General features: G+C 60.4%; 24 protein-coding genes. 10 read left to right on the top strand and 14 right to left on the bottom strand.

What is annotated here, in order from left to right; genetic code table 11:
* Positions 1 to 137 precede the first annotated feature (137 nt).
* From GIW04_RS12745 to GIW04_RS12735, 3 genes are all read right to left on the bottom strand, one after another.
* Complete coding sequence (locus tag GIW04_RS12745; protein ID WP_120248526.1) at positions 138 to 1,031, bottom strand: NAD-dependent epimerase/dehydratase family protein; 894 nt, start codon at positions 1,029 to 1,031, stop codon at positions 138 to 140.
* A 103-nt stretch (positions 1,032 to 1,134) separates the two neighbouring features.
* The gene (locus GIW04_RS12740; RefSeq protein WP_120248525.1) at positions 1,135 to 2,031 is read right to left on the bottom strand and encodes a LysR family transcriptional regulator; all 897 of its coding nucleotides are present in this window, start codon (positions 2,029 to 2,031) and stop codon (positions 1,135 to 1,137) included.
* 42 nt (positions 2,032 to 2,073) lie between these two features.
* Positions 2,074 to 2,838: a sulfite exporter TauE/SafE family protein gene (locus GIW04_RS12735; RefSeq protein ID WP_003194099.1), complete on the bottom strand. Its 765-nt coding sequence runs from the start codon at positions 2,836 to 2,838 to the stop codon at positions 2,074 to 2,076.
* A gap of 118 nt (positions 2,839 to 2,956) precedes the next feature.
* Between GIW04_RS12735 and GIW04_RS12730 the strand changes: the two genes are divergently transcribed.
* Entirely contained in the window at positions 2,957 to 3,847 is an 891-nt protein-coding gene (locus GIW04_RS12730) for a LysR substrate-binding domain-containing protein (protein ID WP_120248524.1), read from the top strand.
* Here GIW04_RS12730 and GIW04_RS12725 read toward each other — a convergent pair.
* Complete coding sequence (locus GIW04_RS12725; protein ID WP_120248522.1) at positions 3,793 to 5,199, bottom strand: amino acid permease; 1,407 nt, start codon at positions 5,197 to 5,199, stop codon at positions 3,793 to 3,795. The two genes, GIW04_RS12730 and GIW04_RS12725, sit on opposite strands and share 55 nt — an antisense overlap.
* Before the next feature lie 132 nt (positions 5,200 to 5,331).
* Positions 5,332 to 6,582: a kynureninase gene (gene kynU, locus GIW04_RS12720; protein ID WP_120248521.1), complete on the bottom strand. Its 1,251-nt coding sequence runs from the start codon at positions 6,580 to 6,582 to the stop codon at positions 5,332 to 5,334.
* Between the two features lie 144 nt (positions 6,583 to 6,726).
* On the opposite strand from kynU, the gene GIW04_RS12715 reads away from it, so the two are divergent.
* Entirely contained in the window at positions 6,727 to 7,200 is a 474-nt protein-coding gene (locus tag GIW04_RS12715) for an Lrp/AsnC family transcriptional regulator (RefSeq protein WP_003194103.1), read from the top strand.
* A 106-nt stretch (positions 7,201 to 7,306) separates the two neighbouring features.
* Here GIW04_RS12715 and catA read toward each other — a convergent pair whose 3' ends face one another.
* Genes catA through GIW04_RS12700 form a run of 3 tightly spaced genes read right to left on the bottom strand, consistent with a single transcriptional unit; the run spans position 7,307 to position 9,706 of the window.
* The gene (gene catA / locus GIW04_RS12710) at positions 7,307 to 8,236 is read right to left on the bottom strand and encodes a catechol 1,2-dioxygenase (protein WP_034133663.1); all 930 of its coding nucleotides are present in this window, start codon (positions 8,234 to 8,236) and stop codon (positions 7,307 to 7,309) included.
* A gap of 39 nt (positions 8,237 to 8,275) precedes the next feature.
* The gene (gene catC, locus GIW04_RS12705; protein WP_003194105.1) at positions 8,276 to 8,566 is read right to left on the bottom strand and encodes a muconolactone Delta-isomerase; all 291 of its coding nucleotides are present in this window, start codon (positions 8,564 to 8,566) and stop codon (positions 8,276 to 8,278) included.
* A gap of 12 nt (positions 8,567 to 8,578) precedes the next feature.
* The gene (locus tag GIW04_RS12700) at positions 8,579 to 9,706 is read right to left on the bottom strand and encodes a muconate cycloisomerase family protein (RefSeq protein ID WP_120248520.1); all 1,128 of its coding nucleotides are present in this window, start codon (positions 9,704 to 9,706) and stop codon (positions 8,579 to 8,581) included.
* A 114-nt stretch (positions 9,707 to 9,820) separates the two neighbouring features.
* Here GIW04_RS12700 and GIW04_RS12695 point away from each other — a divergent pair, with 114 nt between their 5' ends.
* Positions 9,821 to 10,696, top strand: a complete 876-nt coding sequence (locus GIW04_RS12695; protein WP_120248518.1) for a LysR family transcriptional regulator — start codon at positions 9,821 to 9,823, stop codon at positions 10,694 to 10,696.
* A gap of 132 nt (positions 10,697 to 10,828) precedes the next feature.
* On the opposite strand, the gene GIW04_RS12690 is transcribed toward GIW04_RS12695, so the two are convergent.
* Positions 10,829 to 11,821, bottom strand: coding sequence for an AraC family transcriptional regulator (locus tag GIW04_RS12690; RefSeq protein WP_094774906.1), 993 nt, complete (start codon positions 11,819 to 11,821; stop codon positions 10,829 to 10,831).
* A gap of 311 nt (positions 11,822 to 12,132) precedes the next feature.
* Here GIW04_RS12690 and antA point away from each other — a divergent pair, with 311 nt between their 5' ends.
* From antA to GIW04_RS12670, 4 genes are all read left to right on the top strand, one after another.
* Positions 12,133 to 13,524 carry an anthranilate 1,2-dioxygenase large subunit gene (antA, locus tag GIW04_RS12685; RefSeq protein WP_120248516.1) on the top strand — a complete coding sequence of 464 codons (1,392 nt, stop codon included), beginning with the start codon at positions 12,133 to 12,135 and terminating at the stop codon, positions 13,522 to 13,524.
* The gene (gene antB, locus GIW04_RS12680) at positions 13,524 to 14,015 is read left to right on the top strand and encodes an anthranilate 1,2-dioxygenase small subunit (RefSeq protein ID WP_003194110.1); all 492 of its coding nucleotides are present in this window, start codon (positions 13,524 to 13,526) and stop codon (positions 14,013 to 14,015) included. The genes antA and antB overlap by 1 nt, the downstream gene beginning before the upstream one ends.
* 148 nt (positions 14,016 to 14,163) lie before the next feature.
* A complete protein-coding gene (gene antC, locus GIW04_RS12675) occupies positions 14,164 to 15,171 on the top strand; it encodes an anthranilate 1,2-dioxygenase electron transfer component AntC (RefSeq protein WP_120248512.1) in 1,008 nt (335 codons plus the stop codon).
* Positions 15,172 to 15,242: 71 nt separating this feature from the next.
* Positions 15,243 to 16,643, top strand: coding sequence for an amino acid permease (locus GIW04_RS12670; RefSeq protein ID WP_005791366.1), 1,401 nt, complete (start codon positions 15,243 to 15,245; stop codon positions 16,641 to 16,643).
* Between the two features lie 145 nt (positions 16,644 to 16,788).
* Here GIW04_RS12670 and kynA read toward each other — a convergent pair whose 3' ends face one another.
* Positions 16,789 to 17,661 carry a tryptophan 2,3-dioxygenase gene (gene kynA, locus GIW04_RS12665; RefSeq protein ID WP_003194113.1) on the bottom strand — a complete coding sequence of 291 codons (873 nt, stop codon included), beginning with the start codon at positions 17,659 to 17,661 and terminating at the stop codon, positions 16,789 to 16,791.
* Entirely contained in the window at positions 17,658 to 18,308 is a 651-nt protein-coding gene (gene kynB, locus GIW04_RS12660) for an arylformamidase (protein ID WP_003194114.1), read from the bottom strand. The genes kynA and kynB overlap by 4 nt, the downstream gene beginning before the upstream one ends.
* A gap of 365 nt (positions 18,309 to 18,673) precedes the next feature.
* On the opposite strand from kynB, the gene GIW04_RS12655 reads away from it, so the two are divergent.
* Positions 18,674 to 19,018, top strand: coding sequence for a cupin domain-containing protein (locus GIW04_RS12655; protein ID WP_003230905.1), 345 nt, complete (start codon positions 18,674 to 18,676; stop codon positions 19,016 to 19,018).
* Positions 19,019 to 19,127: 109 nt separating this feature from the next.
* Here GIW04_RS12655 and mmsB read toward each other — a convergent pair whose 3' ends face one another.
* The gene (gene mmsB, locus GIW04_RS12650) at positions 19,128 to 20,012 is read right to left on the bottom strand and encodes a 3-hydroxyisobutyrate dehydrogenase (RefSeq protein ID WP_120248510.1); all 885 of its coding nucleotides are present in this window, start codon (positions 20,010 to 20,012) and stop codon (positions 19,128 to 19,130) included.
* Between the two features lie 15 nt (positions 20,013 to 20,027).
* On the bottom strand, positions 20,028 to 21,545 hold the full coding sequence (locus GIW04_RS12645; RefSeq protein WP_003194117.1) for a CoA-acylating methylmalonate-semialdehyde dehydrogenase: 1,518 nt from the start codon (positions 21,543 to 21,545) through the stop codon (positions 20,028 to 20,030).
* 133 nt (positions 21,546 to 21,678) lie between these two features.
* Between GIW04_RS12645 and GIW04_RS12640 the strand changes: the two genes are divergently transcribed.
* Complete coding sequence (locus tag GIW04_RS12640) at positions 21,679 to 22,626, top strand: LysR family transcriptional regulator (RefSeq protein ID WP_014719918.1); 948 nt, start codon at positions 21,679 to 21,681, stop codon at positions 22,624 to 22,626.
* A 330-nt stretch (positions 22,627 to 22,956) separates the two neighbouring features.
* On the top strand, positions 22,957 to 23,247 hold the full coding sequence (locus GIW04_RS12635) for a DUF3077 domain-containing protein (protein WP_034133670.1): 291 nt from the start codon (positions 22,957 to 22,959) through the stop codon (positions 23,245 to 23,247).
* Positions 23,248 to 23,292: 45 nt separating this feature from the next.
* Here GIW04_RS12635 and GIW04_RS12630 read toward each other — a convergent pair.
* A partial coding sequence (locus GIW04_RS12630) for a LysR substrate-binding domain-containing protein (RefSeq protein WP_236478997.1) occupies positions 23,293 to 24,191 on the bottom strand: 899 nt, incomplete at its 5' end.

Raw genomic sequence — 24,191 nt, 5'->3', positions numbered from 1 at the left:
CTAGTGAAGTGTCTGGTCCGATGCACCGAGTCGCCCCTTTCGCAGGCAAGCCAGCTCCCACATTTGACAGGGTTCACACCTGAACAATGTGGGAGCTGGCTTGCCTGCGAAGGCCGCACCGCGGTGCTAAGCGAACATCACACCATCTCGTTGCGAATCCACTCCACTACCGACGTGCGCTTAGGTGCCCACCCCAACAATTCACGGGCCTGCTTGCCACGCACTCGGCTATTGGAGCCCAACCCGTAGTTGGCCATTTCATAGCCCCACTCGGCCTCAGCCTCGGCCAATGGCCAATCCTGTGGCTTGCCCAGGTTTAGGGCTTGGGCAATCGCCGTGGTCATGTCGATGAACGCCGCTTCGCTGCTTTCCACAAAATAGAAAGTGCCCGGTACGTTCTTGGTCAACGCCAGCAGATACAAGGCCACCACGTCTTCAATATGCACGTTGGACCAAATGTTCTGCCCAGGGCCCACATGGCGCACCACCCCGCTTTTGCGTGCCTGCTTGAGCAAGCGCGGCAATTGCACGCTGTCACGCTTCACGCCCAGGCTGTGGCCGTAGATCAGGGTGTTGCAGATCACCGCCGAATTCACGCCGTCGTTGGCGGCCGCGAGAATCAGGTTGTCGATGGCCACACGGGCGGCCTTGTCGGCGGTCGGCTCAGGCAGGTTGTCTTCGAAGTAGATAGTTTCACTGGCCTTGCCGCCCGACGCATCGCCCACGATGCTCGAACCGCTGGTGTGCAGGAACGGCTTGTTAGAGCCTTTCAAGGCTGCCAACAAGACTTCCACGGCGGCGCGGTGATCGCTGCTGGCGGCATTGATTACCGCATCGGCTTTGTGCGCCTGCTCGGTCAATACGACGGCGTCATCGAGGGTGCCCATCACGGGCGTGATGCCCAGGGCGGTCATTTCGGTGGCTTGTTCAGCGCTGCGCACCAGGCCGGTGACGTGATGGCCGGCCTTGACCAGGCCGGTAGCGATGGAACCGCCGATAAACCCTGCGGCGCCGGTAACGAATACATTCATGGAGGTTGCTCCTGACTGGGTAAGTAATGCGCCCAGTATCCAACCCACACCGCTGTCGAATAAGCCCGTGCGGCCCAATTCACTCTTGCGCTCAGATCACGAATCAGCTCGCATACCGCGCCAGCTTGGCCTGAATAAAGTCCAGAAAGCACTGGATGCGCAACGCCAATTGCGAGTTGCGGTAGAACACCGCGTGGATCGGCTGGCGATAGCCACTGTTGAACGACTCCAGCAACGGCACCAGGCGCCCGGCTTCAAGGTCGTGCACCGTCATGAAGTTCGACAGGCAAGCAATGCCCTGCCCTTCCAGCGCCAACTGCCGCAAGGTTTCACCACTGGACGCGCTGACGCCGGGCTGGATCAGCCAGCGGTCACCTTCGCCATGGCGCAGCGGCCAGTGGTTGAGGGTTTCGGTGTGGGTGAAGCCCAGCAAGGTGTGATCAGCCAACTCGGCAACGGTCGTCGGCGTGCCAAACTGCTTGAGGTAGCCGGGGCTGGCCAGGATATGCAGCGGCGTGCTGCCCAAAAAGCGCGCATGCAGGGTCGAGTCGGCCAGGGCGCCGATGCGAATGGCGATGTCGGTGCTTTGCTCCAGCAGGTCGATGATCAAATCATCGCTGTTGAGCTCCAGCTGGATATCCGGGTAGAGGCTGCGAAACTCGGCGATGTACGGCACGATCCCATGCAGCATGAACGGCACGGCGGCGTTGATACGCAGGCGCCCGGCCGGTTTTTTCTGGCGCGAGGACAGGCGCTCTTCCAGCTCGTCCATCTGCGCCAGGATCACCTTGGCCTGTTCGAAGAAGTACTTGCCCTCTTCGGTCAGGTCCATGCGCCGCGTGGTGCGGTTGATCAAGGTGGTGTCGAGCTTGGCTTCCAGGCGCGACAACGTGCGGCTGACCGCCGATGGCGTTTGCCCGACTTTTTCGGCGGCGGCGGAAATCGAGCCGCACTCGATCACGCTGACAAAAATCTGTAGCTCATCAGATCGGGCTTTCACGGGCAGTCCTTCATTAAACGGCTGACAAATGCCCGGTCATTATTAACCAGCCAGCAACAAATGGCCTCCCAACAACGCCATGCCGGTGAAAAATCCACGTTTGAACCACAAGGCACTGATGCGCCGACGCACCACTTGGCCCAGCCACATCCCTAGCAAGGCCGGCAACAGCGCCAACACCGATGCACCGACTTCAGCACCGCCCAACGCACCACGCCAAGCCAGCCCGGCGGCCAGCGCCAGTGTCGACACGGTGAATGACAGCCCCAGCGCCTGCACCAACTGATCACGGCTCAAGCCCAGGGCTTGCAGATACGGTACCGCAGGGATCACGAAGACACCGGTGGCCGAGGTGATGATGCCGGTGACCACACCGCACAAAGGCCCCAGCCAGCGCTCGGTGCGGGGTGCGACCCTGAAGGTCGGCAGGAATAACCCGCTCAAGGCATACACCAGTAACGCCGCGCCCAAGGCGCGTACCACCCAAGGCCCGCTGCCCATGCCCAGCCACAAGGTGCCCAGCCCGGTGCCGAGAAAAATCAGCAACAGCATCGGCCACAGGCGTTTGAGCAAGGCACCCAAGTGGCCGCCACAGGTGAGTTGCCAGAGGTTGGTCACCGTCGAAGGAATGATCAGCAATGCCGCAGCCTGCGCGGGCAACATAGCCAGGCCAAGCATGCCCATGGCCACGGTGGGCAGGCCCAGGCCGATGACGCCCTTGACCGTACCGGCCAGCAGGAAGGTAGTGATGACCAACGCGGTCAGGGCGGGGCCGAGGTTTTGGTAGAACGCGAGGAAGGTATTCATGGCTGCATTCTGGTGCTTTTCGATAGCTTGTGAAATTCGCCATATACTGAGGCAGCCTCTTGTTTTGTGTGAGGCTTGCCTGCGATGAGGCCCGCCCAGTCACCGGAAACCTGCAGCCATGCACTTTGACCTGATCGACCTGCGCCTCTACCTGCACATCCTGGACACCGGCAATATCACCGCCGGCGCGGCCCGCAGCCACCTGTCCCTGGCTGCCGCCAGTGCACGCATCCGGGCAATGGAATCTTCACTGGGTATTGCGTTTCTCGAGCGCGGCCGCCGTGGCGTCACCCCGACACCTGCGGGCAAAGCCCTGGCCCGGCATGCTCGCCTGCTGTTGCAACAGGCCGACCACCTGCAACAGGACTTGGCCGAATACGCCAATGGCGTCAAAGGCCAGGTACGCCTGCTGTGCAACACCACCGCCCTCAGCGAATACCTGCCGGAACTGCTCGCGCAGTTTTTGCGCGAACACCCCAACCTCGATATCGACCTGCAAGAGCTGCCCAGCCTGCGCATCACCCACGCGTTGCGCCAGGGCACGGCCGACCTGGGGATTATTTCCGATGCAGTGGACACCCACGGCTTGCAGACCCTGGCGTTTCGCGACGACCCGCTGGTGCTGATCATGCCCCTGGACCACCCGTTGACCAGCGCGAGTTTTATCGACAGCTTGCAATACGACTACGTGGGCCTGGGGGCCAACAGCGCGTTGGCGGTATACCTGGAAGAACAGGCATTGCATGCAGGCTTTCGCTTGCAGACGCGCATTCGCGCCGACGGTTTTGATGGGTTGATTCGCATGGTCGCCGGCGGCGCGGGCCTGGGCATCGTGCCTCAGGCCGCCTTGGACCGCTGGCCGTCAGAACGCCGTTTCAAGGCCCACCTCCTGCAAGAGGAGTGGGCCTGCCGCACGTTGCTGTTATGCGCACGCTCGTTCGAGCACCTGCCGAGTTATGCCAGGGCTTTGTTCGAGGCCTTGGCCCTGCCCTTGCGGAAGAACCCGTAATACACAGCCGACAGAATCAGCAGGAACGGCACGCCAAACACCAGTGTCATCTTGAAGGCGTCGGTGAAATAGGTGGTGATCATCACCGCCCCCATCAGCACCAACCCCAGCAACGTGCTGTAGGGAAACAGGCGCAACTGGAACGACAACTTCGCCCCGCCATGACGCTTGCGATAGCGGCGGAAAAACAGGTGCGTGAGGAAGATCATGAACCAGGTGAAGATCGCGCCAAACATCGAAATCGCCATCATCAGGGTGAACGAGCTTTCCGGGTACAACACGTTGAGCAACGTCGCCAGGGCAATGCCCGAGCTGGACAGCAGCAATGCGTTGAGCGGGATGCCGTTCTTGCTCAGCGCGCCCATGGACTTGGGCGCAAAACCAGCGCGCGACAGGCTGAACATCATGCGCGTGGTGATGTAGAGCTGGCTGTTCATGGCCGACAGCGCCGCGATCAGGATCACGAAATTCATCACTCCAGTGGCGCCGGGAATGCCGATGGTCTGCATCACCGTGACAAACGGGCTCTGGGCCTGGCCGGCCTGGTTCCAGGGCACGATCGCGAGCATCAGCGCCAGGGTCAGCAGGTAGAACACCACCAACCGCACGATGGTAGCGCGAAAGGCTTTCTTCACTGCCTGCTCCGGGTCGGCGGCTTCACCGGCGGCCACGGCGATCATCTCGACGCTGAGGTAGCTGAAGATCGACACGATCACCGCGATCCACATGCCACTCAAGCCATGGGGGAAAAAGCCGTCGTGGGCCGTGTAGTTCTGCACGCCGTAGTCAGGGTTGCCAGAGCCGAACACCACATACACTGCCAGGATGATGAAACCGACAATGGCGCTGATCTTGATCGTCGAGAACCAGTATTCGAAGTTGCCGAAGGTCTTCACGCTGATCGCATTGAGCACAATCAGCACACTGGAGAACGACACGATCCACACCCACTCCGGCACGTTGGCGAACCAGTACTTCATGTACATCGCCACCGCCGTCACCTCGGCGCCCACCGCCAGCACAATCGCCGCCCAATAGGCATACCGCACCAGGAACCCAGCCAATGGACTGATGTAGAACTCGGCATACGCGCCAAAGGAGCCTGAGGTGGAGTGGGCCACCGTCATCTCCGCCAGGCAGCCCATCAGCAGCAAGGTGATCAACGCGCCGATGGCGTAGCTCACCAGCACGCTCGGCCCGGCATAGCCGATGGCGTAGGCACTGCCCATGAACAGCCCGGTACCGATGGCGCCACCGATGGCGATCATGCTCATCTGGCCGGAAGTGAGCTGGCGCCTCAGGCCCAGTTCACGGTGGGTAATCTCTGCAAAGCCGTTGTCTGGCGTGGTCACTGGTGTGCCCCTTTATTATTGTGATGATGGCTGACGCTGAACCTGTGGGAGCTGGCTTGCCTGCGATAACGGTAGTGAATGCACCGACGCTATCGCAGGCAAGCCAGCTCCCACATTTGGTCTGTATTGCTCTTAAGTGACGCTGTTGCGCACTTTGAATTGCGCCTGGTCCCACGTGCGCTTGTCGAGTATTTCTCCGAGGATTTCCACGGCGTCCCACACCTCGGTGAAGCTTGTGTACAAAGGCGTGAAGCCAAAACGCATGATCCGCGGTTCACGGTAATCGCCGATCACGCCTCGGGCGATCAAGGCCTGGATCACGGCGTAACCTTCAGGGTGTTCAAAGCTGACGTGGCTGCCGCGCCGGGCGTGCTCAAGCGGGGTGATCAGCTCCAGGCCATGGGCGGCACAGCGGCTTTCGACCAAGGCAATGAACAGGTCAGTCAAGGCCAGGGATTTAGTCCGCAGGCGGGCCATATCGGTCTGGGCAAAAATCTCCAGGCCACATTCCACCATGGCCAGCGAGGTAATCGGCTGCGTACCGCACAGGTAGCGAGCGATGCCGGCGCTGGGGGCGTAGGTGGACTCCATGGCGAACTGCCGGGTATGCCCGAACCACCCGGACAACGGCTGGCGCACCACATCCACCAACGCCGGGTTGACCCACACAAACGCCTGGGAGCCCGGGCCGCCGTTGAGGTATTTGTAGGTGCAGCCAATCGCATAATCCGCATTGGCCTGGTGCAGGTCGACAGGCACCGCGCCCGCCGAATGCGCCAGGTCCCAGATGCTCAGCGCGCCGCACTCGTGGCTCAGTGCGGTCAGCGCCGCCATGTCGTACATGTAGCCGGTCTTGTAGTTGACGTGGGTGAGCATCACCACCGCCACGTCTGCATCGATGGCCTGGGGCAGTTCGGCCGGGCTGTTCACCAGGCGCAGGGAATAGCCTTGTTGCAGCAGTTCGGCCAAGCCTTCGGCGATGTACAAATCGGTGGGAAAGTTGCTCGCTTCACTGACGATGACCTTACGCGCCGGCGTACGTTGGCGCTGCACACTCAAGGCGGCGCTGAGCACTTTGAACAGGTTGATGGAGGTGGTATCGGTGATCACCACCTCGCCGTCACGCGCACCGATCAATGGCGCCAGGCGATTGCCCAGGCGCTGGGACAAATCCGCCCAGCCGGCGCTGTTCCAGCTGCGAATCAGGCCATTGCCCCACTCTTCGGCGATCACCTGTTGTGCCCGCTCCAGCGCCGCCACCGGGCGCGCGCCGAGGGAGTTGCCATCGAGGTAGATCACCCCCTCGGGCAAGGCGAATTGGGCGCGCAGGGAGGCCAACGGGTCCTGGGCGTCGAGGGCTTGGCAATGGCTTCGAGTGGTCATGGGTCGTCCTGGTTTTTATAGGTGAGGATGCGTCAAATAATGAACGAACTTTTAGAGAATTTTCGTGCAAAGTGGTGGGTAAAGGGCTATTTAAGCTGTAGGAAATTCGAATTTAACCTCCAAATACGCGGATATCTTCCAAGCATGATTCTCGACGCCACCGACCTGCGCCTCCTGCATTTCCTGCAACAGGATGGCCGCATCAGCAACCAGGAATTGGCGGAAAAAGTCGCGCTGTCGCCGTCCGCATGCCTGCGCCGTTTGCGCCTGCTGGAGAGCGAGGGAATCATCAGCGGCTACCGTGCGGTATTGAATGCCGAGCAGTTGGGGATCGAGCTGGAAGCCATCGTGCACCTGTCGTTGCGCCAGGATGTGGAGGACTGGCATGAGACGTTCATCAAGAAGGTGCAAGGCTGGCCAGAGGTGGCGAGCGCCTATGTGATCACCGGCGCCAGCAACTATGTGTTGCGGGTGCAGGCGCGCAACCTCAAGCACTTTTCGGATTTCATTGTGAACCACCTGAACCGCACGGCGGGAGTGATGGATATCCGTTCGGAGATTGTGCTGCAGAAGATCAAGGACCGGGATGAGGTGTTGGACCTGGTCCTGCGCAAATAACACAAACACCCCAAAACCAATGTGGGAGCTGGCTTGCCTGCGATAGCGGTGGTGAATGTTCCACCGCTATCGCAGGCAAGCCAGCTCCCACAGTTGACCGAGTTGATCAGTCTTCCAGAGCACGCACTCGTTGCATGCGCTGCTGCTCTATTGGCGCATCCGCCACCTGCAACTCAAAGTCAAAATCAATCTGCGCAAAGCGCCCCTGCACGCCAAACTCTCGAGCCAACTGCGGATCGTCGCTGAAGCGAATCTCGGCAATCAGTTCATCCCGGGTGGCATAGGCAAAGTCATCATGCAGGTACGGGTCATCCGACAGGTTGATCTGCGTGGTCAGGTGCCGGTGCCCAGGCGCCGAGATGAAGAAGTGGATATGCGCCGGCCGTTGCCCGTGGCGCCCCAGTTGGTCGAGCAACTGTTGCGTCGGCCCGGACGGCGGGCAGCCGTAGCCTGAAGGTACGATGCTGCGAAAACGGTAGTTGCCCTGGGCGTCGGTCTCGATGCGCCGGCGCAGGTTGAACTCAGACTGCGTCGGGTCGAACCACGAATAAGTGCCGCCCGTATTGGCCTGCCACACATCGACAATCGCCCCCGCCAATGGCTTGCCTGCGGTATCGCGCACTTGCCCGCGCATGAACAACGGCACCGCGTCGTCCTTGCCATCATCCAGCCGTGCCTCGTACTTGGACAGCGGCGCACCGGCCACATACAACGGGCCTTCAATGGTGCGCGGCGTACCACCCGACTTGCCGGCCTGCTCGTCGGCGGCGTCCATCAACAGGTCCAGGTAATGCTCCAGGCCCAAGCCGGCGGCGAGCAGGCCGGCCTCTTGGTTTTTGCCCAGTTCATTGAGGTAGTTGACCGCCTTCCAGAACTCTTCCGGGGTCACTTCCAGGTCTTCGATGATGTTCACGGTGTCGCGCAGGATCCGATAAATCAGCGCCTTGGTGCGTGGGTTGCCCGCGTCATTGAGGTTACCGCTGGCTTCTTCGAGAAACTGTTGGGCGTGGGCAGTCTGGGACAGACGGATGGACATGGTGCATTCCTCATCTTGTAGTTATAGGTGCAAGCCGTCTCAGCGGTCGTCCGCATGGATCGACGACGGATGGCGGCACAGCGCATTCACTTCGATGGCCATGTAGGGGAACAACGGCAATTGCATCAGCAGGTCGTGCAGGTCCTGCACGCTGTCGACATCGAACACGCTGTAGTTGGCGTAGTGCCCGGCGATGCGCCACAGGTGGCGCCATTTACCCTCCTCTTGCAGGCGTTGCGCCAAGGCTTTTTCCTCGGCCTTGAGGCTGGCAGCGCGCTCGGGGTGCATGTCGAGGGGCAGGTTCACGGTCATTTTTACGTGGAACAACATGGCAAGGGCCTCTTAGTGTTTGTCACGGCGAAAGAACGCCAGGCGCTCTTCATCGAGCGTCAGGCCCAGGCCCGGCGCAGTGGACACATGCAGCTGGAAATCGCGGTACACCGGTGGCTCGGCAAGAATGTCTTCGGTGAGCAACAGCGGGCCGAACAATTCAGTGCCCCACGCCAGTGTGTCCAGCGTGAGGAAGGCATGGGCCGAGGCCAGGGTGCCAATGCCACCTTCAAGCATAGTGCCGCCGTACAGGCCGATGCCGGCCGCTTCGGCAATCGCCGCCGTGCGCAATACGGCACGCGGGCCGCCGTTCTTGGCGATCTTGAGGGCGAACACCGTGGCCGCGCCTTCACGCGCCAGGTTGAAGGCGTCTTCGACACATTCGATGGACTCATCGGCCATGATCGGCGCCGGGCTCGACAGGTTGAGCCGGGCCATGCCGCCACGGTTATTGCGTGAGATCGGTTGTTCGATCAGGTCGATACCGTGCTCGCCCAGCACCTTGCACGCCCGCAGGGCCACGGCTTCATCCCAGGCCTGGTTGACGTCGACGCGTACGCTGGCGCGCTCGCCCAGGGCTTTTTTGATCGCGATCACATGGGCCAGGTCGCGGTCGACCTCGCCCGCGCCGATCTTCAATTTGAAGAGACGGTGACGGCGCAGGTCGAGCATCTTCTCGGCCTCGTTGATGTCTTGTTCGGTATTACCACTGGCCAGGGTCCAGGCCACTGGCAACGCATCACGCACACGCCCGCCAAGCAGCTCGCTGACCGGCAGCCCGAGGCGTTTGCCGAGGGCGTCGAGCAAGGCGCTTTCGATACCGGACTTGGCAAAAGTGTTGCCGCGAATACTGCGCTCCAGGCGCAACATGGCGGCATTGACGTTACTCGCGTCCTGGCCGATCAGCAGCGGTGCGAAGTGGCGGTCGATGTTGACCTTGATGCTGTCGGGGCTCTCGTTGCCGTAGCTCAGGCCGCCGATGGTGGTGGCTTCACCGATGCCATCGATGCCGTCGCTGCAACGCAGGCGAATGATGACGAGGGTCTGGTTTTGCATCGTGTGCATCGCCAGCTTGTGCGGGCGAATGGTGGGCAGATCGACGATGACAGTTTCAATCGACTCGATGGCGCAAATCGGCATGGCAATACCCGTTGGGTTCTTTATAGATTTGCGCCGATTCTGTGCCGCATTTTTTATGGCTTCCAATATAGAATTGGTCTCAAGCAATACCCTCAAGGTATAAAAGGAGTCGATATGGAACTGCGTCACCTGCGCTACTTCCAGGTGTTGGGCGAGACCCTCAACTTCACCCGTGCCGCCGAACGTCTGCACATTGCCCAGCCGCCGTTGAGCCGGCAGATCCAGCAACTGGAGGATGAACTCGGGGTGGTGTTGCTGGAACGCAGTCGGCCCTTGCGCCTGACTGAGGCCGGGCGGTTTTTCTATGAGCATGCCAATGTGTTGCTCGAACAACTGGGCAAGGTCTGCGATAACACTCGGCGCATCGGCCAAGACGAGAAAACCTGGCTGGGCATCGGCTTTGCGCCCTCGACCTTGTACGGCGTGCTGCCGGAACTGATTCGGCGCCTGCGCACTCACGAGGCCCTGGAGCTGGAGTTGGGCTTGTCGGAGATGACCACCTTGCAGCAGGTCGAAGCGCTCAAGGCTGGCCGCATTGACGTGGGCTTCGGGCGCATTCGCATCGACGACCCGGCCATCGTCCAGCGCGTACTGGTGGAGGATCGTCTGGTGGCCGTGCTGCCCAGCGGTCACCCGTTGCTGGGCGCCCCGGCCACCCTCGCCCAGTTGGCCGGCGAACCCTTTGTGCTCTACCCCGGCAACCCGCGCCCCAGTTATGCCGACCATGTGATCGCACTGTTCGACGCCCATGGCTTGAGCGTGAAGGTGGCGCAGTGGACCAACGAATTGCAGACCGCTATCGGCCTGGTGGGTGCAGGCATGGGGGTGACGCTGGTGCCGGCGTCGGTGCAGGTGCTGCATCGGGCGGATATTGGCTATACGCCGGTGGTGGAGGCGACGGCGAGCTCGCCGATCATCCTCAGCCGGCGGGTGAATGACCAGTCGCCGGGGCTGACTCATTGCCTGCAACTGGTTGAAGAGTTGATCTGAGATCCTCCAGGCACCCCATACTCCATGTGGGAGCTGGCTTGCCTGCGATGGCGGCGGATCAGTTGGCATCGTGTTGATCGGCCGGCCGCTATCGCAGGCAAGCCAGCTCCCACAGATTGTTTTTCATCCAGTTCAAGTAATGCGCAGGCGCTTGCGCTGCAATGTCTGGCTGGGCGACTCATCGAACAGCTTGCGGTACTCCGCCGAAAACCGCCCCAAATGCGTAAACCCCCAACCCAGGGCGATTTCAGAGATGGTGCGGATCGAGCCCTGCTCCAGAATTTCTTGGCGCACCGCCCCCAACCGATGCTTCTTCAAATACGCCATGGGCGACAGTGCGAAGTACTTGCGAAACGCATCGAACAGTTTGAAACGCGACACGCCCGCCGCCGCTTCCAGGTCTTCCAGGTGCAGCGCTTCACGGGCGTTGTCGTGGATAAATTGCCGCGCGCGGATCAGGTAGTGCGGCAGTTTCACCCCCAGCACGTCGCGCAGTTCTTCGGAGTAGTTATTCGGTTGGGCCAGGATCAGGCCCTTGATCAGCGAGCTTTCCAGGTCGCGAGTAAACGCCGCCTGCTCGTACAGTTCGCTGCTGCGCTCCAGTTCGGCGATGAAATAACGCGCCATGCGCCACCACGAAGCCGGTGCTCCGTCCACAGCATCCATCACCGACTCAAAGCGCAGCGGCGCATCGATGGGCCGTTGCAGCAAACCTTCCAGCGACTCGCTCATCGCCGCACGGGTGATTACCACCTGCAACTTGCGGCAGTCACCGGAAATCGCCAGCACCTGATGCTCATTGGGCGAAATGATCACGCCTTGGTCGCGGTTGGAACTGAGACGTTCACCGTTCTTGCTCAGCTCCTGCTCGCCCACCAACGGCAGGCTCAAGCTGTAGCTGCTGAAGTGCTCGGCGTCTTCGATGTCGATGGTCACGTCAGTACCGTACTCGATCACGCCCAGGGTGGTTGCGCGAGATTTGAACACGTTGGCGCTGTGGTGAAAGCGCAGGCGCTCGGGCGTTGCCGTCGCCAGGCGATGGGGCCCGCAGATGCCGGACATCCAGCTGCGCGCGCCCTCCAGGTCGAAGCGTTGAATATGAATATCGCGTGTCTGACTAGTCATCAGGGTGCACCCACGGCGGTTAGGCGTTTGCGCGCTCTGACGGCGCGTCGTTGAACCTCGACAGCAAGTTCCAGGCCACGCCAGCGCAGTGCTCACTGGGTGGATAGCAACAGTCGACTATGTGGATAAACCCCAGAGTTTTGCGACCATCGCCCGCCATCACAGTAGCGCATGCCGTCACCGGCGCGCACCTTCATGGGTATTTGCTGCCCAACTTTGCGGCCTACGTTCCCCCATTAAGCGGATAGCCCGCCACCGCATCGCAGCCGCTTAATGGCTCACCGTTTAGCCATGATCAAAAGGTGCCTCCCATGAGTGGTGCAAGAACCGTCGAGCAATGGAAATCCTTTATCGAAAGCTGCCTGGACTTTCGCCCGGCGGATGCAGTGTTCCGCATCGCCCGCGACATGTTCACCGAGCCCGAGTTGTTCGACCTGGAGATGGAGCTGATCTTCGAGAAGAACTGGATCTACGCCTGTCACGAAAGCGAACTGGCCAATAACCACGACTTCGTGACGATGCGCGCCGGCCGCCAGCCGATGATCATCACCCGTGACGGCGAAGGCCGACTCAACGCGTTGATCAACGCCTGCCAGCATCGCGGTACCACCCTCACCCGCGTGGGCAAGGGTAACCAGTCCACCTTCACCTGCCCGTTCCACGCCTGGTGCTACAAGAGCGATGGCCGACTGGTAAAGGTCAAGGCGCCGGGGGAATACCCGGAAGGTTTCGACAAGGCCACCCGCGGCCTGAAAAAAGCGCGCATCGAAAGCTATAAGGGCTTTGTGTTTATCAGCCTGGACGTGAACGGCACCAACAGCCTGGAGGACTTCCTGGGCGATGCCAAAGTGTTCTTCGACATGATGGTGGCGCAATCGGCCACCGGTGAGTTGGAAGTGCTGCCGGGCAAGTCCGCCTACACCTACGACGGCAACTGGAAGCTGCAAAACGAAAACGGCCTGGACGGTTATCACGTCAGCACCGTGCACTACAACTATGTGGCCACCGTGCAGCATCGCCAGCAGGTCAACACCGAGAACGGCGCAGGTTCCAGCACGACGTTGGACTACAGCAAGCTCGGCGCCGGCGACGCCAATACCGACGACGGCTGGTTCGCCTTCAACAACGGCCACAGCGTGCTGTTCAGCGACATGCCCAACCCCAGCGTGCGCTCCGGCTACGCCACCATCATGCCGCGCCTGGTAGAAGAACACGGCCAGCAGAAGGCCGAGTGGATGATGCACCGCCTGCGCAACCTGAATATCTACCCCAGCCTGTTTTTCCTCGACCAGATCAGCTCGCAGTTGCGCATCATCCGCCCGGTGGCCTGGAACAAGACCGAGATCATCAGCCAGTGCCTGGGGGTTAAGGGCGAGTCCGACGCCGACCGCGAAAACCGGATTCGTCAGTTCGAAGACTTCTTCAACGTTTCAGGCATGGGCACGCCCGATGACCTGGTGGAGTTTCGCGAAGCCCAGCGTGGCTTTCAGGGCCGCCTGGAACGCTGGAGCGACATCTCACGGGGCAGCCATCGCTGGGAGACCGGGCCGACGCCAAACAGCGAGGCCATCGGCATCCAACCGGCGATGACCGGTACCGAATTCACCCATGAAGGCCTGTACGTCAACCAGCATCGCAACTGGCAGCAGTTCCTGCTAAAGGGTTTGGACCAGCGAGCCCTGGCACTGCGGGAGGTGAAGTGATGAATGCGCAATTGCAGTACCAAATCGAGCAGTTCTTCTATCGCAAGTCCGAGCTGTGCGACGCCCAGGACTGGGACGCCTACGTGCAGTTGTTCGACCCGCAGAGTGAATTCCACCTGCCGCAATGGGACTCCGAACACGTCTACACCCAAGACCCCAAGCGCGAGATGTCATTGATCTACTACGCCAACCGTTCGGGCCTGGAAGACCGTGTGTTCCGCCTGCGCACCGGCAAAGCCGCCTCTGCCACGCCGATGCCGCGCACTTTGCACCTGATCAATAACGTACGCATTGCCGAACAAAGTGACGGCACCTTGGAGGTGCGCTTGAATTGGCACACGCTGTTTTATCGGCTGGCTACTTCCGAGCAGTTTTACGGGCATGCCACGTACCGCCTCAAGCCTGCGGGCGACAGCTGGTTGATCATGCGCAAGCACGCCTTGTTGCTCAACGACACCATCAACTCGGTGCTGGATTTCTATCACCTGTAACGGTGGTGCACTGCCCTGTAGGAGCGAGCTTGCTCGCGAAAAACGTAAGTACGCCGCGAGCATCCAGGATGTTCTGCGTCATCGTTGGGTTTTTCGCGAGCAAGCTCGCTCCTACAGGGGGTTCATACCTATTCACGGAGTTATGTGAATGAATCACAAAGTGGCCTTCAGCTTCGCCGATGGCAAGACCCTGTTCTTCCCGGTGGACGCCCATGAGATCCTGTTGGACGCGGCCCTGCGCAACGGCATCAAGATCCCGCTCGATTGCCGCGAAGGCGTGTGCGGCACCTGCCAGGGGCGCTGTGAGTCCGGCGAGTACACCCAGGACTATGTCGATGAGGAAGCCCTCTCCAGCCTCGACCTGCAACAACGCAAGATGCTCAGTTGCCAGACCCGGGTGAAGTCCGACGCCACCTTCTATTTCGACTTCGATTCAAGCCTGTGCAACGCCCCCGGGCCTGTGCAGGTACGCGGTACGGTGAGCGCGGTGCAGCAGGTATCGACCAGCACCGCCATTTTGCAGGTGCAACTGGACCAGTCTCTGGATTTTTTGCCGGGCCAATACGCGCGTCTGTCGGTGCCGGGCACCGATAGTTGGCGCTCCTATTCCTTCGCCAACCGGCCGGGCAGTCAATTGCAGTTTCTGGTGCGCCTGCTGCCCGATGGGGTGATGAGCAACTACCTACGTGAACGCTGCCAGGTGGGTGATGAAATGCTGATGGAGGCGCCCTTGGGTGCGTTCTATCTGCGGCATGTCACCCAACCGTTGGTACTGGTGGCGGGCGGCACCGGGTTGTCGGCGTTGTTGGGCATGCTCGATGAGCTGGCCGTCACGGGCTGCACACAACCTGTGCACCTGTACTACGGCGTGCGCGGCGCTGAGGATTTATGTGAAGCGGCGCGTATCCACGCCTACGCGGCGAAAATCCCGAACTTTCGCTACACCGAAGTGCTGAGCGACGCCTCAACCGAGTGGACGGGCAAACGCGGCTACCTCACCGAGCATTTCGAGCTGGCCGAATTGCGGGACAGATCGGCGGATATGTACGTGTGCGGCCCGCCTCCAATGGTCGAATCCATCCAACAATGGCTGGTGGATCAGGCACTTGATGGCGTCCAGCTGTATTACGAAAAGTTTACCCAGAGTAATATCTGACCCTCAGCAGTTCTGAGGGGCCGATGCGGCGTGCAATCACCCTTGAGAAAAACAAGTAGAAGGGAATGTTAATGGCGGATGACATGGTTAACCCGGTGGGCCTCAAGCGAGGCCTGAAAAACCGGCACATTCAGCTGATCGCCTTGGGAGGGGCGATTGGTACAGGCTTGTTCCTCGGCTCGGCCGGGGTGCTCAAGTCGGCGGGGCCGTCGATGATCCTGGGTTATGCGGTGGCAGGGTTTATCGCCTTCCTGATCATGCGCCAGCTCGGTGAGATGATCGTCGAAGAGCCGGTGGCCGGGTCCTTCAGCCACTTCGCACATAAATATTGGGGCGGTTACGCAGGCTTCCTGGCGGGCTGGAACTATTGGGTGCTCTACGTGCTGGTGGGCATGGCCGAGTTGACGGCCGTGGGCAAGTACATCCAGTTCTGGTGGCCGGAAATTCCAACCTGGGTCAGCGCACTGGTGTTCTTTGTTGCGGTGAACCTGATCAACACCCTGAACGTGAAGTTCTTCGGTGAAGCCGAATTCTGGTTTGCGATCATCAAGGTGGTGGCGATTGTCGGCATGATCGTGCTCGGCTGCTACCTGCTGTTCAGCGGCACCGGCGGCCCGCAAGCCTCGGTCAGCAACCTGTGGAGCCACGGTGGATTCTTCCCCAATGGCGGCATGGGGCTGTTGATGTCGATGGCTTTCATCATGTTCTCGTTCGGTGGCCTGGAGCTGGTCGGCATCACCGCCGCCGAGGCCAGCGAACCGCGCAAGGTGATCCCCAAAGCGATCAACCAGGTGGTATACCGCATCCTGATCTTCTACGTCGGTGCTCTGACTGTGCTGCTGTCGCTGTACCCGTGGGATCAACTGCTGCAAACCCTCGGCGCGTCAGGCGATGCCTACAGCGGCAGCCCGTTCGTGCAGATCTTCTCGCTGATCGGCAACGATACCGCCGCCCACATCCTCAACTTCGTGGTGCTGACCGCGGCGTTGTCGGTGTACAACAGCGGCGTGTACTGCAACAGCCGCATGCTGTTCGGCCTGGCCGAACAAGGTGATGCGCCCAAGGCGCTGATGAAGCTCAACAAACAAGGCGTGCCGCTGCGGGCCCTGGCGATTTCGGCGCTGGTGACGATGCTGTGCGTGGTGGTCAACTACGTGGCGCCGCACAGTGCGCTGGAGTTGCTGTTCGCGTTGGTGGTTGCCTCGTTGATGATCAACTGGGCGCTGATCAGCCTGACCCACATCAAGTTCCGCAAGGCCATGGGCGAGCAAGGCGTGACGCCGTCGTTCAAGACCTTCTGGTTCCCGTTCAGCAACTACCTGTGCCTGGCGTTCATGGTGATGATCATCGGCGTGATGCTGGCGATTCCAGGGATTCGCGAGTCGGTGTATGCGATGCCGGTGTGGGTGGGGATTATCTATATCGCCTACCGGTTTAGGATCAGAAACGGGAAAGTAGCTGTAACCCAGTAAACTCTGTGGGAGCCGGGCTTGCCCGCGATGGCGGCGTGTCAGCCAACGGGTGAGCCGGCTGATACGCCGCCATCGCTGGCAAGCCAGCTCCCACAGTTGACTGTATTTCACATAAAAAAAGCCCCGGTAATCCGGGGCTTTTTGTTTAAAGCGTGGAGCGTACGCGCCAGAGTTCGGGGAACAACACCGTATCGAGCATCTTGCGCAGGTACCCCACGCCTTCCGTACCGCCGGTGCCCGGCTGGAAGCCGATGATGCGCTCCACCGTGGTGACATGCCGGAAGCGCCACTGGCGGAACGAATCTTCCAGGTCGATAAACTTCTCGGCCAACTGGTACAAATCCCAGTAACGGTTCGGGTCGCGATACACCTCACGCCACGCCGCCTCCACAGAGTCATCATGCACTGTGGCTGCGGTCGGGTCGCGCTCGGCACGCTTGGGATCAATCGCCAGCCCCGCCTTGACCATCAGGTTCACCGCCTCGTCATACAGCGACGGCGTGGCGATCGCCACCTGTAATTGCTGCAGCAATTCCGGGCGATGGGCATGGGGCCGCAGCAGCGCCGGGCTTTTGTTGCCGAGGATGAATTCGATCTCGCGGTACTGAAACGACTGGAACCCCGACGACTGCCCCAGGAACGGGCGAATTGCCTTGTATTCCGAGGGTGTCATGGTCGCCAGCACCGCCCAGGCGTGCACCAGTTGATCAAAGATGCGCGATACCCGCGCCAGCATCTTGAACGCCGGCGGCAGCTCACCCAGGCGCACATGTTCGCGGGCGGCCTTGAGTTCGTGGAGCATCAGCTTCATCCACAGCTCCGAGGTCTGGTGCTGGATGATGAAGAGCATTTCGTTGTGGTCCGGCGACAGCGGGTGCTGGGCACTGAGGACTTTGCCCAGGTCCAGGTAGTCGCCATAGCTCATGGACTCGGAAAAATTCAGTTCGGCGTTATGCCATTCTTCCGGGGATTGGTTATCGGCAGGCTTATAGTCTGGTGAGAAAGGACATTGGCTCATCGCGTGGGCTCCTTGAGCGGGCGGAGAATGGCGCGCACAGGGCTCGCGTCCAGGTTGGCGAAGCGCAGCGGCAGCGCGATCAATTCATAGTCGCCCTCCGGTACGTCATCGAGCACGATGCCTTCGAGGATCGCCATACCATGACGAGCCACGGCGTTGTGGGAATCCATGGTCTTGGACTGTTGTGGGTCCAGGGACGGCGTATCGATACCGATCAGGCGCACCCCCAGGCTGGCCAGCAGCTCAATGGTCTGGGGCGCGATGGCGGTGAAATTCGAATCCCATTCGGTGAGCGGCGCTTGTGGATAAGTGCGCAGCAGCACACGCTCGGGCACGTTATCCACACGCCCTTGCAACTGATGGGGCTCAACCAACGCGCCGCTGCCCAGGCAATGCAACACGCGGCAAGGGCCCATGTACACGTCCAGTGACACCTCGCCAATCGGCGCGCCGTCTGCGCTGTAATGCAGCGGCGCGTCCACATGGGCGCCCGTGTGCGGCGACAGGGTCACGCGCCCCACATTCACCGGGCACTCCGGGCCGAACTGCCACACACGCTCTTCCTGAAACGGTGTATCGCCCGGCCAGGTCGGGGTGGACGTGCTCAAGGGCGGGCTGATATCCCACCACGTTTTTATTGGGTTCATTGCAAGGCTCTCACGGGGTACTGAGGTGAATGATACGAGGGCCAGCTCTGAATTTTCTTGCGAATTCTGGCGCGACACGGGAAATCTTTCGCAGTTACTGCGAGGAAACATCGGTTTTATGCACAGATCTGTCGCTCCAGATACGCCACGACCTACTGTGGAAGCCTGGCTTGCCAGCGATAGCGGAGTGTCGGGCAAGGGAGATGCTCGCTGTACCACCGTCATCGCGGGCAAGCCCGGCTCCCACAGGGGACTGCGGTGTTCACGTGTCTGCGCTTCTGGGCATCCCAATGTCGAGTTCAGACCATCTGCGCAACGCCCAAGGCCTTAGGGTGCATCTTTCCCTTCCCTGCCTCGGAGTCAACATGTCCAAGCCCATCACCGTACTGCGCGACACCCACCCACTGCCGGTCCTGGATGCCTGCAAATGGGAAAAGCTCGAAGGCGACCCGCACACTGTCAACCTCAACGCCTACACCAGCGAAGACGGCAGCAAAATTATGGGCACCTGGATCTGCACACCGGGCAAGTGGTACGTGGAATACGTGAAGTGGGAATACTGCCATTTCCAGGAAGGCTACTGCGTGATCACGCCTGAAGGCATGGAGCCGATCCATCTGCGCGCTGGGGATATCTTTGTGGTGGAGCCGGGGATGAAGGGGACGTGGGAAGTGGTCGAGACGGTGCGTAAGTATTTTGTGTTTGCCTGACCCATCCCCGTCCCTGTAGGAGCGAGCTTGCTCGCGAAGATCGCCAACGAAAACGCGCTCATCCAGGATGAACGCGTTGCTCTCACATTTTTCGCGAGCAAGCTCGCTCCTACAGCTTGCGATAGCTGTTGATGATCGCCGAGAAGTCCTTGCCCCCTTCCCCACGCTGGCTCATCGATTGATACAGCTGCTGGGCCACTGCGCCGAGGATCACCGGCTGGTGCACCTGGCGTGCGGCTTCGGTGGCCAGGCCCAAATCCTTGAGCATCAGGTCGGCACCAAAACCACCGGTATAGCCACGCGATGATGGCGCGGTTTCGATCACACCCGGCCAAGGGTTGTAGGTATCGGAACTCCAGCAGCGCCCGGTGGAGCTGTTGATGATCCCGGCCAGCACTTGCGTATCAATGCCGAGCGCATCGCCCAGGGCCATGGCTTCGCTGACACCGACCATGCTGATACCCAGCAGCAGATTGTTGCAGATCTTGGCGATTTGGCCGGTGCCGACATCGCCGCAGTGCACGATGTTGCGGCCCATCTGCGCCAGCACCGGTTGCAGGGTGGCGAACAGTTCCGGGTTGGCGCCGACCATGAAGGTCAGCGTCCCGGCCTGGGCACCGCCGGTGCCACCGGACACCGGCGCATCGGCCACTGCCACGCCTTGTTTGGCTGCCGCAGCCGCTACATCACGGATGGTTTGCGGGTCGATGGTGCTGCAGTCCACCGCCGGCACGCCTTTGCCGATGCCGGCGAGCACGCCGTCTTCATTGAGCCACACGCTGCGCACGTGGGCGGCGGCCGGCAGCATGGTAATCACCAGTTCGGCGCCCTGGGCCGCATCACGCGGTGAGCTGCTGATGGTACCGCCCAGTTCGGCGAGTTCCTTGAGTACCGCCTGGTTCAGGTCGAACAGGTTAAGCGCGTGCCCAGCCTTGATCAGGTTGCGGGCCATGGGCGCGCCCATGTTGCCCAGGCCGATAAATGCAATCTTCATGGTCGTCTCCCAGGTTCAGCGCAGGTTGATGGTGGTGTTGACGCCATCGTTGACCGTGTTGTCGTCGAACCAGCGGCTGGTGACGGTTTTGGTCTGGGTGTAGAACTGCACCACTTGCTTGCCGTACGGGCCGAGGTCGCCGAGCTTGGAACCGCGCGAACCAGTGAAGCTGAAGAACGGCACTGGCACCGGGATCGGAATGTTGATGCCGACCTGGCCCACATCGATCTCGCTCTGGAATTTACGCGCCGCCGCACCGCTCTGGGTGAACAGGCCCGTGCCGTTACCGAACGGGTTGGCGTTGACCAGGGCGATGGCTTCATCGAGGGTATCGACTTCCAGCACCACCAGCACCGGGCCGAAGATTTCTTCGGTGTAAATGCGCATGTCGGTGGTCACGCCCGAGAAAAGGGTGGGGCCGACAAAGTTGCCATTCTCGAAGCCCGGTACTTGGATGTCGCGACCGTCCAGCTCCAGCTTGGCGCCTTGTTTCACGCCGCTTTCAATCAGCTCCAGGATACGTGCCTTGGCACGCTTGGAGATCACCGGGCCGACATCCGTGCCCGCTTCACTGCCGGCATTGACCTTGAGCTTTTGTGCCAGCGCCTTGAGGTCTGGCAGCCACTGCTTGGCCGCGCCCACCAGCACCACCACCGAGGTGGCCATGCAACGCTGGCCAGCCGCGCCGAAACCGGCGCCGACCAGGGCGTTGAGGGTGTGCTCACGGTTGGCATCCGGCAGCACCACCGCATGGTTCTTGGCGCCCATCATCGATTGGACGCGTTTGCCGTGCTTGCCGGCCAGGTCATAGACATGGGTGCCGACGGCCGTCGAACCAACGAAGGACACCGCCTTGATATCTTTGTGAGTGCACAGCGCATCCACCACGTCCTTGCCACCATGCACCACGTTGAGCACACCGGCCGGTACACCGGCTTCCAGCGCCAGCTCCACCAGCAGCATGGTCGACAATGGGTCTTGCTCGGACGGCTTGAGTACAAAGGTGTTACCGCAGGCAATCGCCATCGGGAACATCCACAGCGGAATCATCGCCGGGAAGTTGAACGGGGTAATGCCGGCGCACACGCCAATAGGCTGGCGCAGGGTGTAGGTGTCCACACCACCGGCCACGTTCTCGGCGAACTCGCCCATTTGCAGGGTGCCGATGGAACAGGCGTGTTCGACCACTTCCAGGCCACGGAAAATATCGCCCTCGGCATCGGCAATGGTCTTGCCCTGCTCGGCGCTGAGGACAACGGCGATACGCTTGGAGTGTTCACGGATCAGGGCTTGCAGCTTGAGCATGATGCGCATCCGCGCACCGATCGGCGTCAGCTTCCAAGTCTGAAAGGCGCGATGGGCGGCGTCGATGGCAGCGTTGACTTCATCGGCAGTGGCAAACGGGACTTTGGCCAGCACTTGTTGGGTGGCCGGGTTGACGATGTCTTGCCACTCGGTGGTCTTGGACTCGACCCACTCGCCGTTGATCAGCAACTTGACCTGTTGCACGGAAATATCGGCAGATGCGTTCATGTGGTCTCCAGAATCTTGTAGTTATGCAGAGAACCAAGGCGTTGAATCGCCTTGAAGAATGAGGCGTTCGGACTGTTTTTGGAGTATAGATGTGCAAATCTCTAATAAGAACGCACATAAAAGCCGGTCCAATATGCAAAAAAACATCACCTCCCTGGGCGCCCTGAACTGGGATGACCTGAAGTTTTTCCTCGAAGTGGCGCGCACCCGCAAGGCCAGCGTCGCCGCCAAGCGCCTGGCGGTGGACTACACCACCGTATCGCGGCGCATCAGCTCTCTGGAAGTGTCCCTCGGTACGCTGCTGTTCGAAAAATCCCGGACCAACGGCTTCGTGCTCACCAGCGAAGGCCAGCGGTTGCTGGGTTACGCCGAATCCATTGAAAGCACGCTGCACATGGCCTGCGAACAGGTGTCCGGCTCCGGCGTGGCACTGTCGGGCCATGTGCGCATGGGTTGCACCGAAGGCTTCGGCAGCTTCTTCGTCACCCCGCAACTGAGCCATTTCGTCGACACTTATCCTGCGATCTCGGTGGACATCCTGCCCCTGCCCCACTTCATCAGCCTGTCCAAGCGTGAAGCGGACATCGTCATCGCCCTGGAACGCCCGGAACACGGACCGTATGTGTGCTGCAAACTGTGCGACTACAAACTGCAGCTGTACGCCACCCAGGACTACCTCGACCAACACCCGCCGATTCGCACACCTGCGGACTTGGCCGAGCATCCATTTATCAGCTACGTGGATGACCTGGCGTTCAGCTCGGAGCTGCTGTACCTGGCCAACGTCGTGCCCGGCGCCAGCGCGAGTTTGCGCAGCACCAGCGTGATCGCGCAGTACGTGGCGGCGCAGCAAGGCCGGTCGATGGCGATATTGCCGTGCTTTCTGGCAGCGCAGGACCCGCGGTTGTTGCCGGTGCTGGGGGAGCAGATCGCGATTACGCGACAGTTCTGGATGTATTGCCGGGAGGATTTGAGGAAGTTGAAGCGGATTACGTTGTTGTGGGATTACATCCGGGAAGTGACGGAGCAGAATCAGGGGTTGTTGATGGGGGAGACGCGGGAGATCAGGTTTGCGGATTAAAGCGCCATCAACGACGATTCGCTTTAAATTGCAGGACGTTTCCTAGAGAATCCCTGGCCTATTGCGCCATAGGATTTGAGTGTCTAGCCTCCTCGGGTCGCTGCAAAACAGCGGCTGGGTTTAGCGACCCGAGAAACGTAGGTTCAACGCCCTAAATCACCCTGGCTAGCCATTTTGCTCGCCTTATCGTGTTATGGCGGCTGTGCGCGGGAGACCTTCGGGTCTACCGGGTTCCTAGGTTACCGGTTCGCTAACCCGCGCACAGCTGCCACCTTTCCATGTTTAGCGACATGCCGTGGCGGTTTCTACTTATTAACCTAAGGAAAAACCATGTCCAAGATCGTTCCCGATCCACCGCTTTCCTCCATCATCACCCTCGGCGTAGTCACCTTCGGCGACTACGGCGAAAACCAAAAACCACTGTTCCGCGTTAATTCCGGCATGCCGATTGAGGAAGCATTGGAACACGCCTCCACCCTACTTTTTTACTCCAAGAAACTCGCGATGGAAGCCGCCATGGATGTGCGCGGTGAGCAATATGCATGGGCTGCGCATTATCTGTGTGAGATGGGCAAGGCCGTGGTGGATGACTTAACGCAGGCGATGACGCCGGGCCGTTAAGCGAATACCGTTTGAATGCGGGAGGAGCCTTGCTCCTTCCCACATTTAAACCGCGCCAGCCCCGGCAATTTGCGGATACCGAGCCTGAACTTCGCGCAGAAACTCACCCGCGCTGTTCTTGAGCCATTCAATCAGCCGAGCAATATCCGGCTCCGACTGACGCCCGTTTCGACAAATGATGTAGTAGGCCGCAGGGGACATCATCACAGGGCTATTCAACGCAACTAACGCACCGTCTTCCAGTTGGTCATACACCAACGCAGTCCTGCCCAGCGCAATCCCTCCGCCCTTCACCGCCAGGCTGATCGCCAAGCTCGAATCCGGAAATCTCGGCCCATGGTGATAAGGCGGCGCCGCCAGCCCCTGAAACGCAAACCAACTTTCCCATCCCGGACACACCTGATCGTCCACCCGATGAATCAGCGGATTGCGGGCGACATCCTCCAGCGCGATATCACCCTTCAACCGCAGAAACTCCGGCGAACAAACGGGGAACACCGCATCGCGCATCAGTAATTCGACATGATGATCCGGGTAGTCGCCGTACCCCATCACCACCGCGACATCATATTGATGAGCCTCCAGGTTGGCGCGGTTCATGTCGGCGCTGGTCAACACCAGATCTAGATTGAATGAGGCCTCAGTGTGAGAACCGTGCATCCTGGGGATCAGCCATGTCGAACAGAGAGAAGACGTGCATGAGAGGTACAGCGGTTGGGATTTACCGGGGTTGAGTGAATGCAGCACCCCATCCAGCGATTTGAAGAAACCATCGGTAACCGGCAACAAAGCCTGCCCTGCCACCGTCAGTTTGACGCCACGCGAGTGCCGCTCAAACAACGACACGCCCCACCACTCCTCCAAGCCCGCAATTTGATGGCTAATGGCACTGGCGGTGAGGTTAAGCTCAGACGCTGCACGCGCAAAGCTACCGGCTTGCGCAG

The organism is Pseudomonas sp. PA-4-8C (assembly GCF_021606625.1).
GTDB classification, from domain to species: Bacteria; Pseudomonadota; Gammaproteobacteria; order Pseudomonadales; family Pseudomonadaceae; genus Aquipseudomonas; species Aquipseudomonas lactis.
Note: the sequence above shows the minus strand (reverse complement) of the source record. Positions and strands in the feature narration are given on the sequence as shown.

Excerpts from the sequence above, each read along its gene's own strand:
- kynA (WP_003194113.1), bottom strand. The coding sequence starts at position 17,661 with ATGAGCCAATGTCCTTTCTCACCAGACTATAAGCCTGCCGATAACCAA.
- GIW04_RS12730 (WP_120248524.1), top strand. The coding sequence starts at position 2,957 with ATGCACTTTGACCTGATCGACCTGCGCCTCTACCTGCACATCCTGGAC.
- GIW04_RS12645 (WP_003194117.1), bottom strand. The coding sequence starts at position 21,545 with ATGAACGCATCTGCCGATATTTCCGTGCAACAGGTCAAGTTGCTGATC.
- antA (WP_120248516.1), top strand. The coding sequence starts at position 12,133 with ATGAGTGGTGCAAGAACCGTCGAGCAATGGAAATCCTTTATCGAAAGC.
- GIW04_RS12655 (WP_003230905.1), top strand. The coding sequence starts at position 18,674 with ATGTCCAAGCCCATCACCGTACTGCGCGACACCCACCCACTGCCGGTC.
- catC (WP_003194105.1), bottom strand. The coding sequence starts at position 8,566 with ATGTTGTTCCACGTAAAAATGACCGTGAACCTGCCCCTCGACATGCAC.
- kynB (WP_003194114.1), bottom strand. The coding sequence starts at position 18,308 with ATGAACCCAATAAAAACGTGGTGGGATATCAGCCCGCCCTTGAGCACG.
- GIW04_RS12745 (WP_120248526.1), bottom strand. The coding sequence starts at position 1,031 with ATGAATGTATTCGTTACCGGCGCCGCAGGGTTTATCGGCGGTTCCATC.
- GIW04_RS12640 (WP_014719918.1), top strand. The coding sequence starts at position 21,679 with ATGCAAAAAAACATCACCTCCCTGGGCGCCCTGAACTGGGATGACCTG.
- GIW04_RS12700 (WP_120248520.1), bottom strand. The coding sequence starts at position 9,706 with ATGCCGATTTGCGCCATCGAGTCGATTGAAACTGTCATCGTCGATCTG.
- GIW04_RS12695 (WP_120248518.1), top strand. The coding sequence starts at position 9,821 with ATGGAACTGCGTCACCTGCGCTACTTCCAGGTGTTGGGCGAGACCCTC.
- GIW04_RS12690 (WP_094774906.1), bottom strand. The coding sequence starts at position 11,821 with ATGACTAGTCAGACACGCGATATTCATATTCAACGCTTCGACCTGGAG.
- catA (WP_034133663.1), bottom strand. The coding sequence starts at position 8,236 with ATGTCCATCCGTCTGTCCCAGACTGCCCACGCCCAACAGTTTCTCGAA.
- GIW04_RS12635 (WP_034133670.1), top strand. The coding sequence starts at position 22,957 with ATGTCCAAGATCGTTCCCGATCCACCGCTTTCCTCCATCATCACCCTC.
- GIW04_RS12735 (WP_003194099.1), bottom strand. The coding sequence starts at position 2,838 with ATGAATACCTTCCTCGCGTTCTACCAAAACCTCGGCCCCGCCCTGACC.
- kynU (WP_120248521.1), bottom strand. The coding sequence starts at position 6,582 with ATGACCACTCGAAGCCATTGCCAAGCCCTCGACGCCCAGGACCCGTTG.
- GIW04_RS12670 (WP_005791366.1), top strand. The coding sequence starts at position 15,243 with ATGGCGGATGACATGGTTAACCCGGTGGGCCTCAAGCGAGGCCTGAAA.
- antC (WP_120248512.1), top strand. The coding sequence starts at position 14,164 with ATGAATCACAAAGTGGCCTTCAGCTTCGCCGATGGCAAGACCCTGTTC.
- GIW04_RS12715 (WP_003194103.1), top strand. The coding sequence starts at position 6,727 with ATGATTCTCGACGCCACCGACCTGCGCCTCCTGCATTTCCTGCAACAG.
- mmsB (WP_120248510.1), bottom strand. The coding sequence starts at position 20,012 with ATGAAGATTGCATTTATCGGCCTGGGCAACATGGGCGCGCCCATGGCC.
- antB (WP_003194110.1), top strand. The coding sequence starts at position 13,524 with ATGAATGCGCAATTGCAGTACCAAATCGAGCAGTTCTTCTATCGCAAG.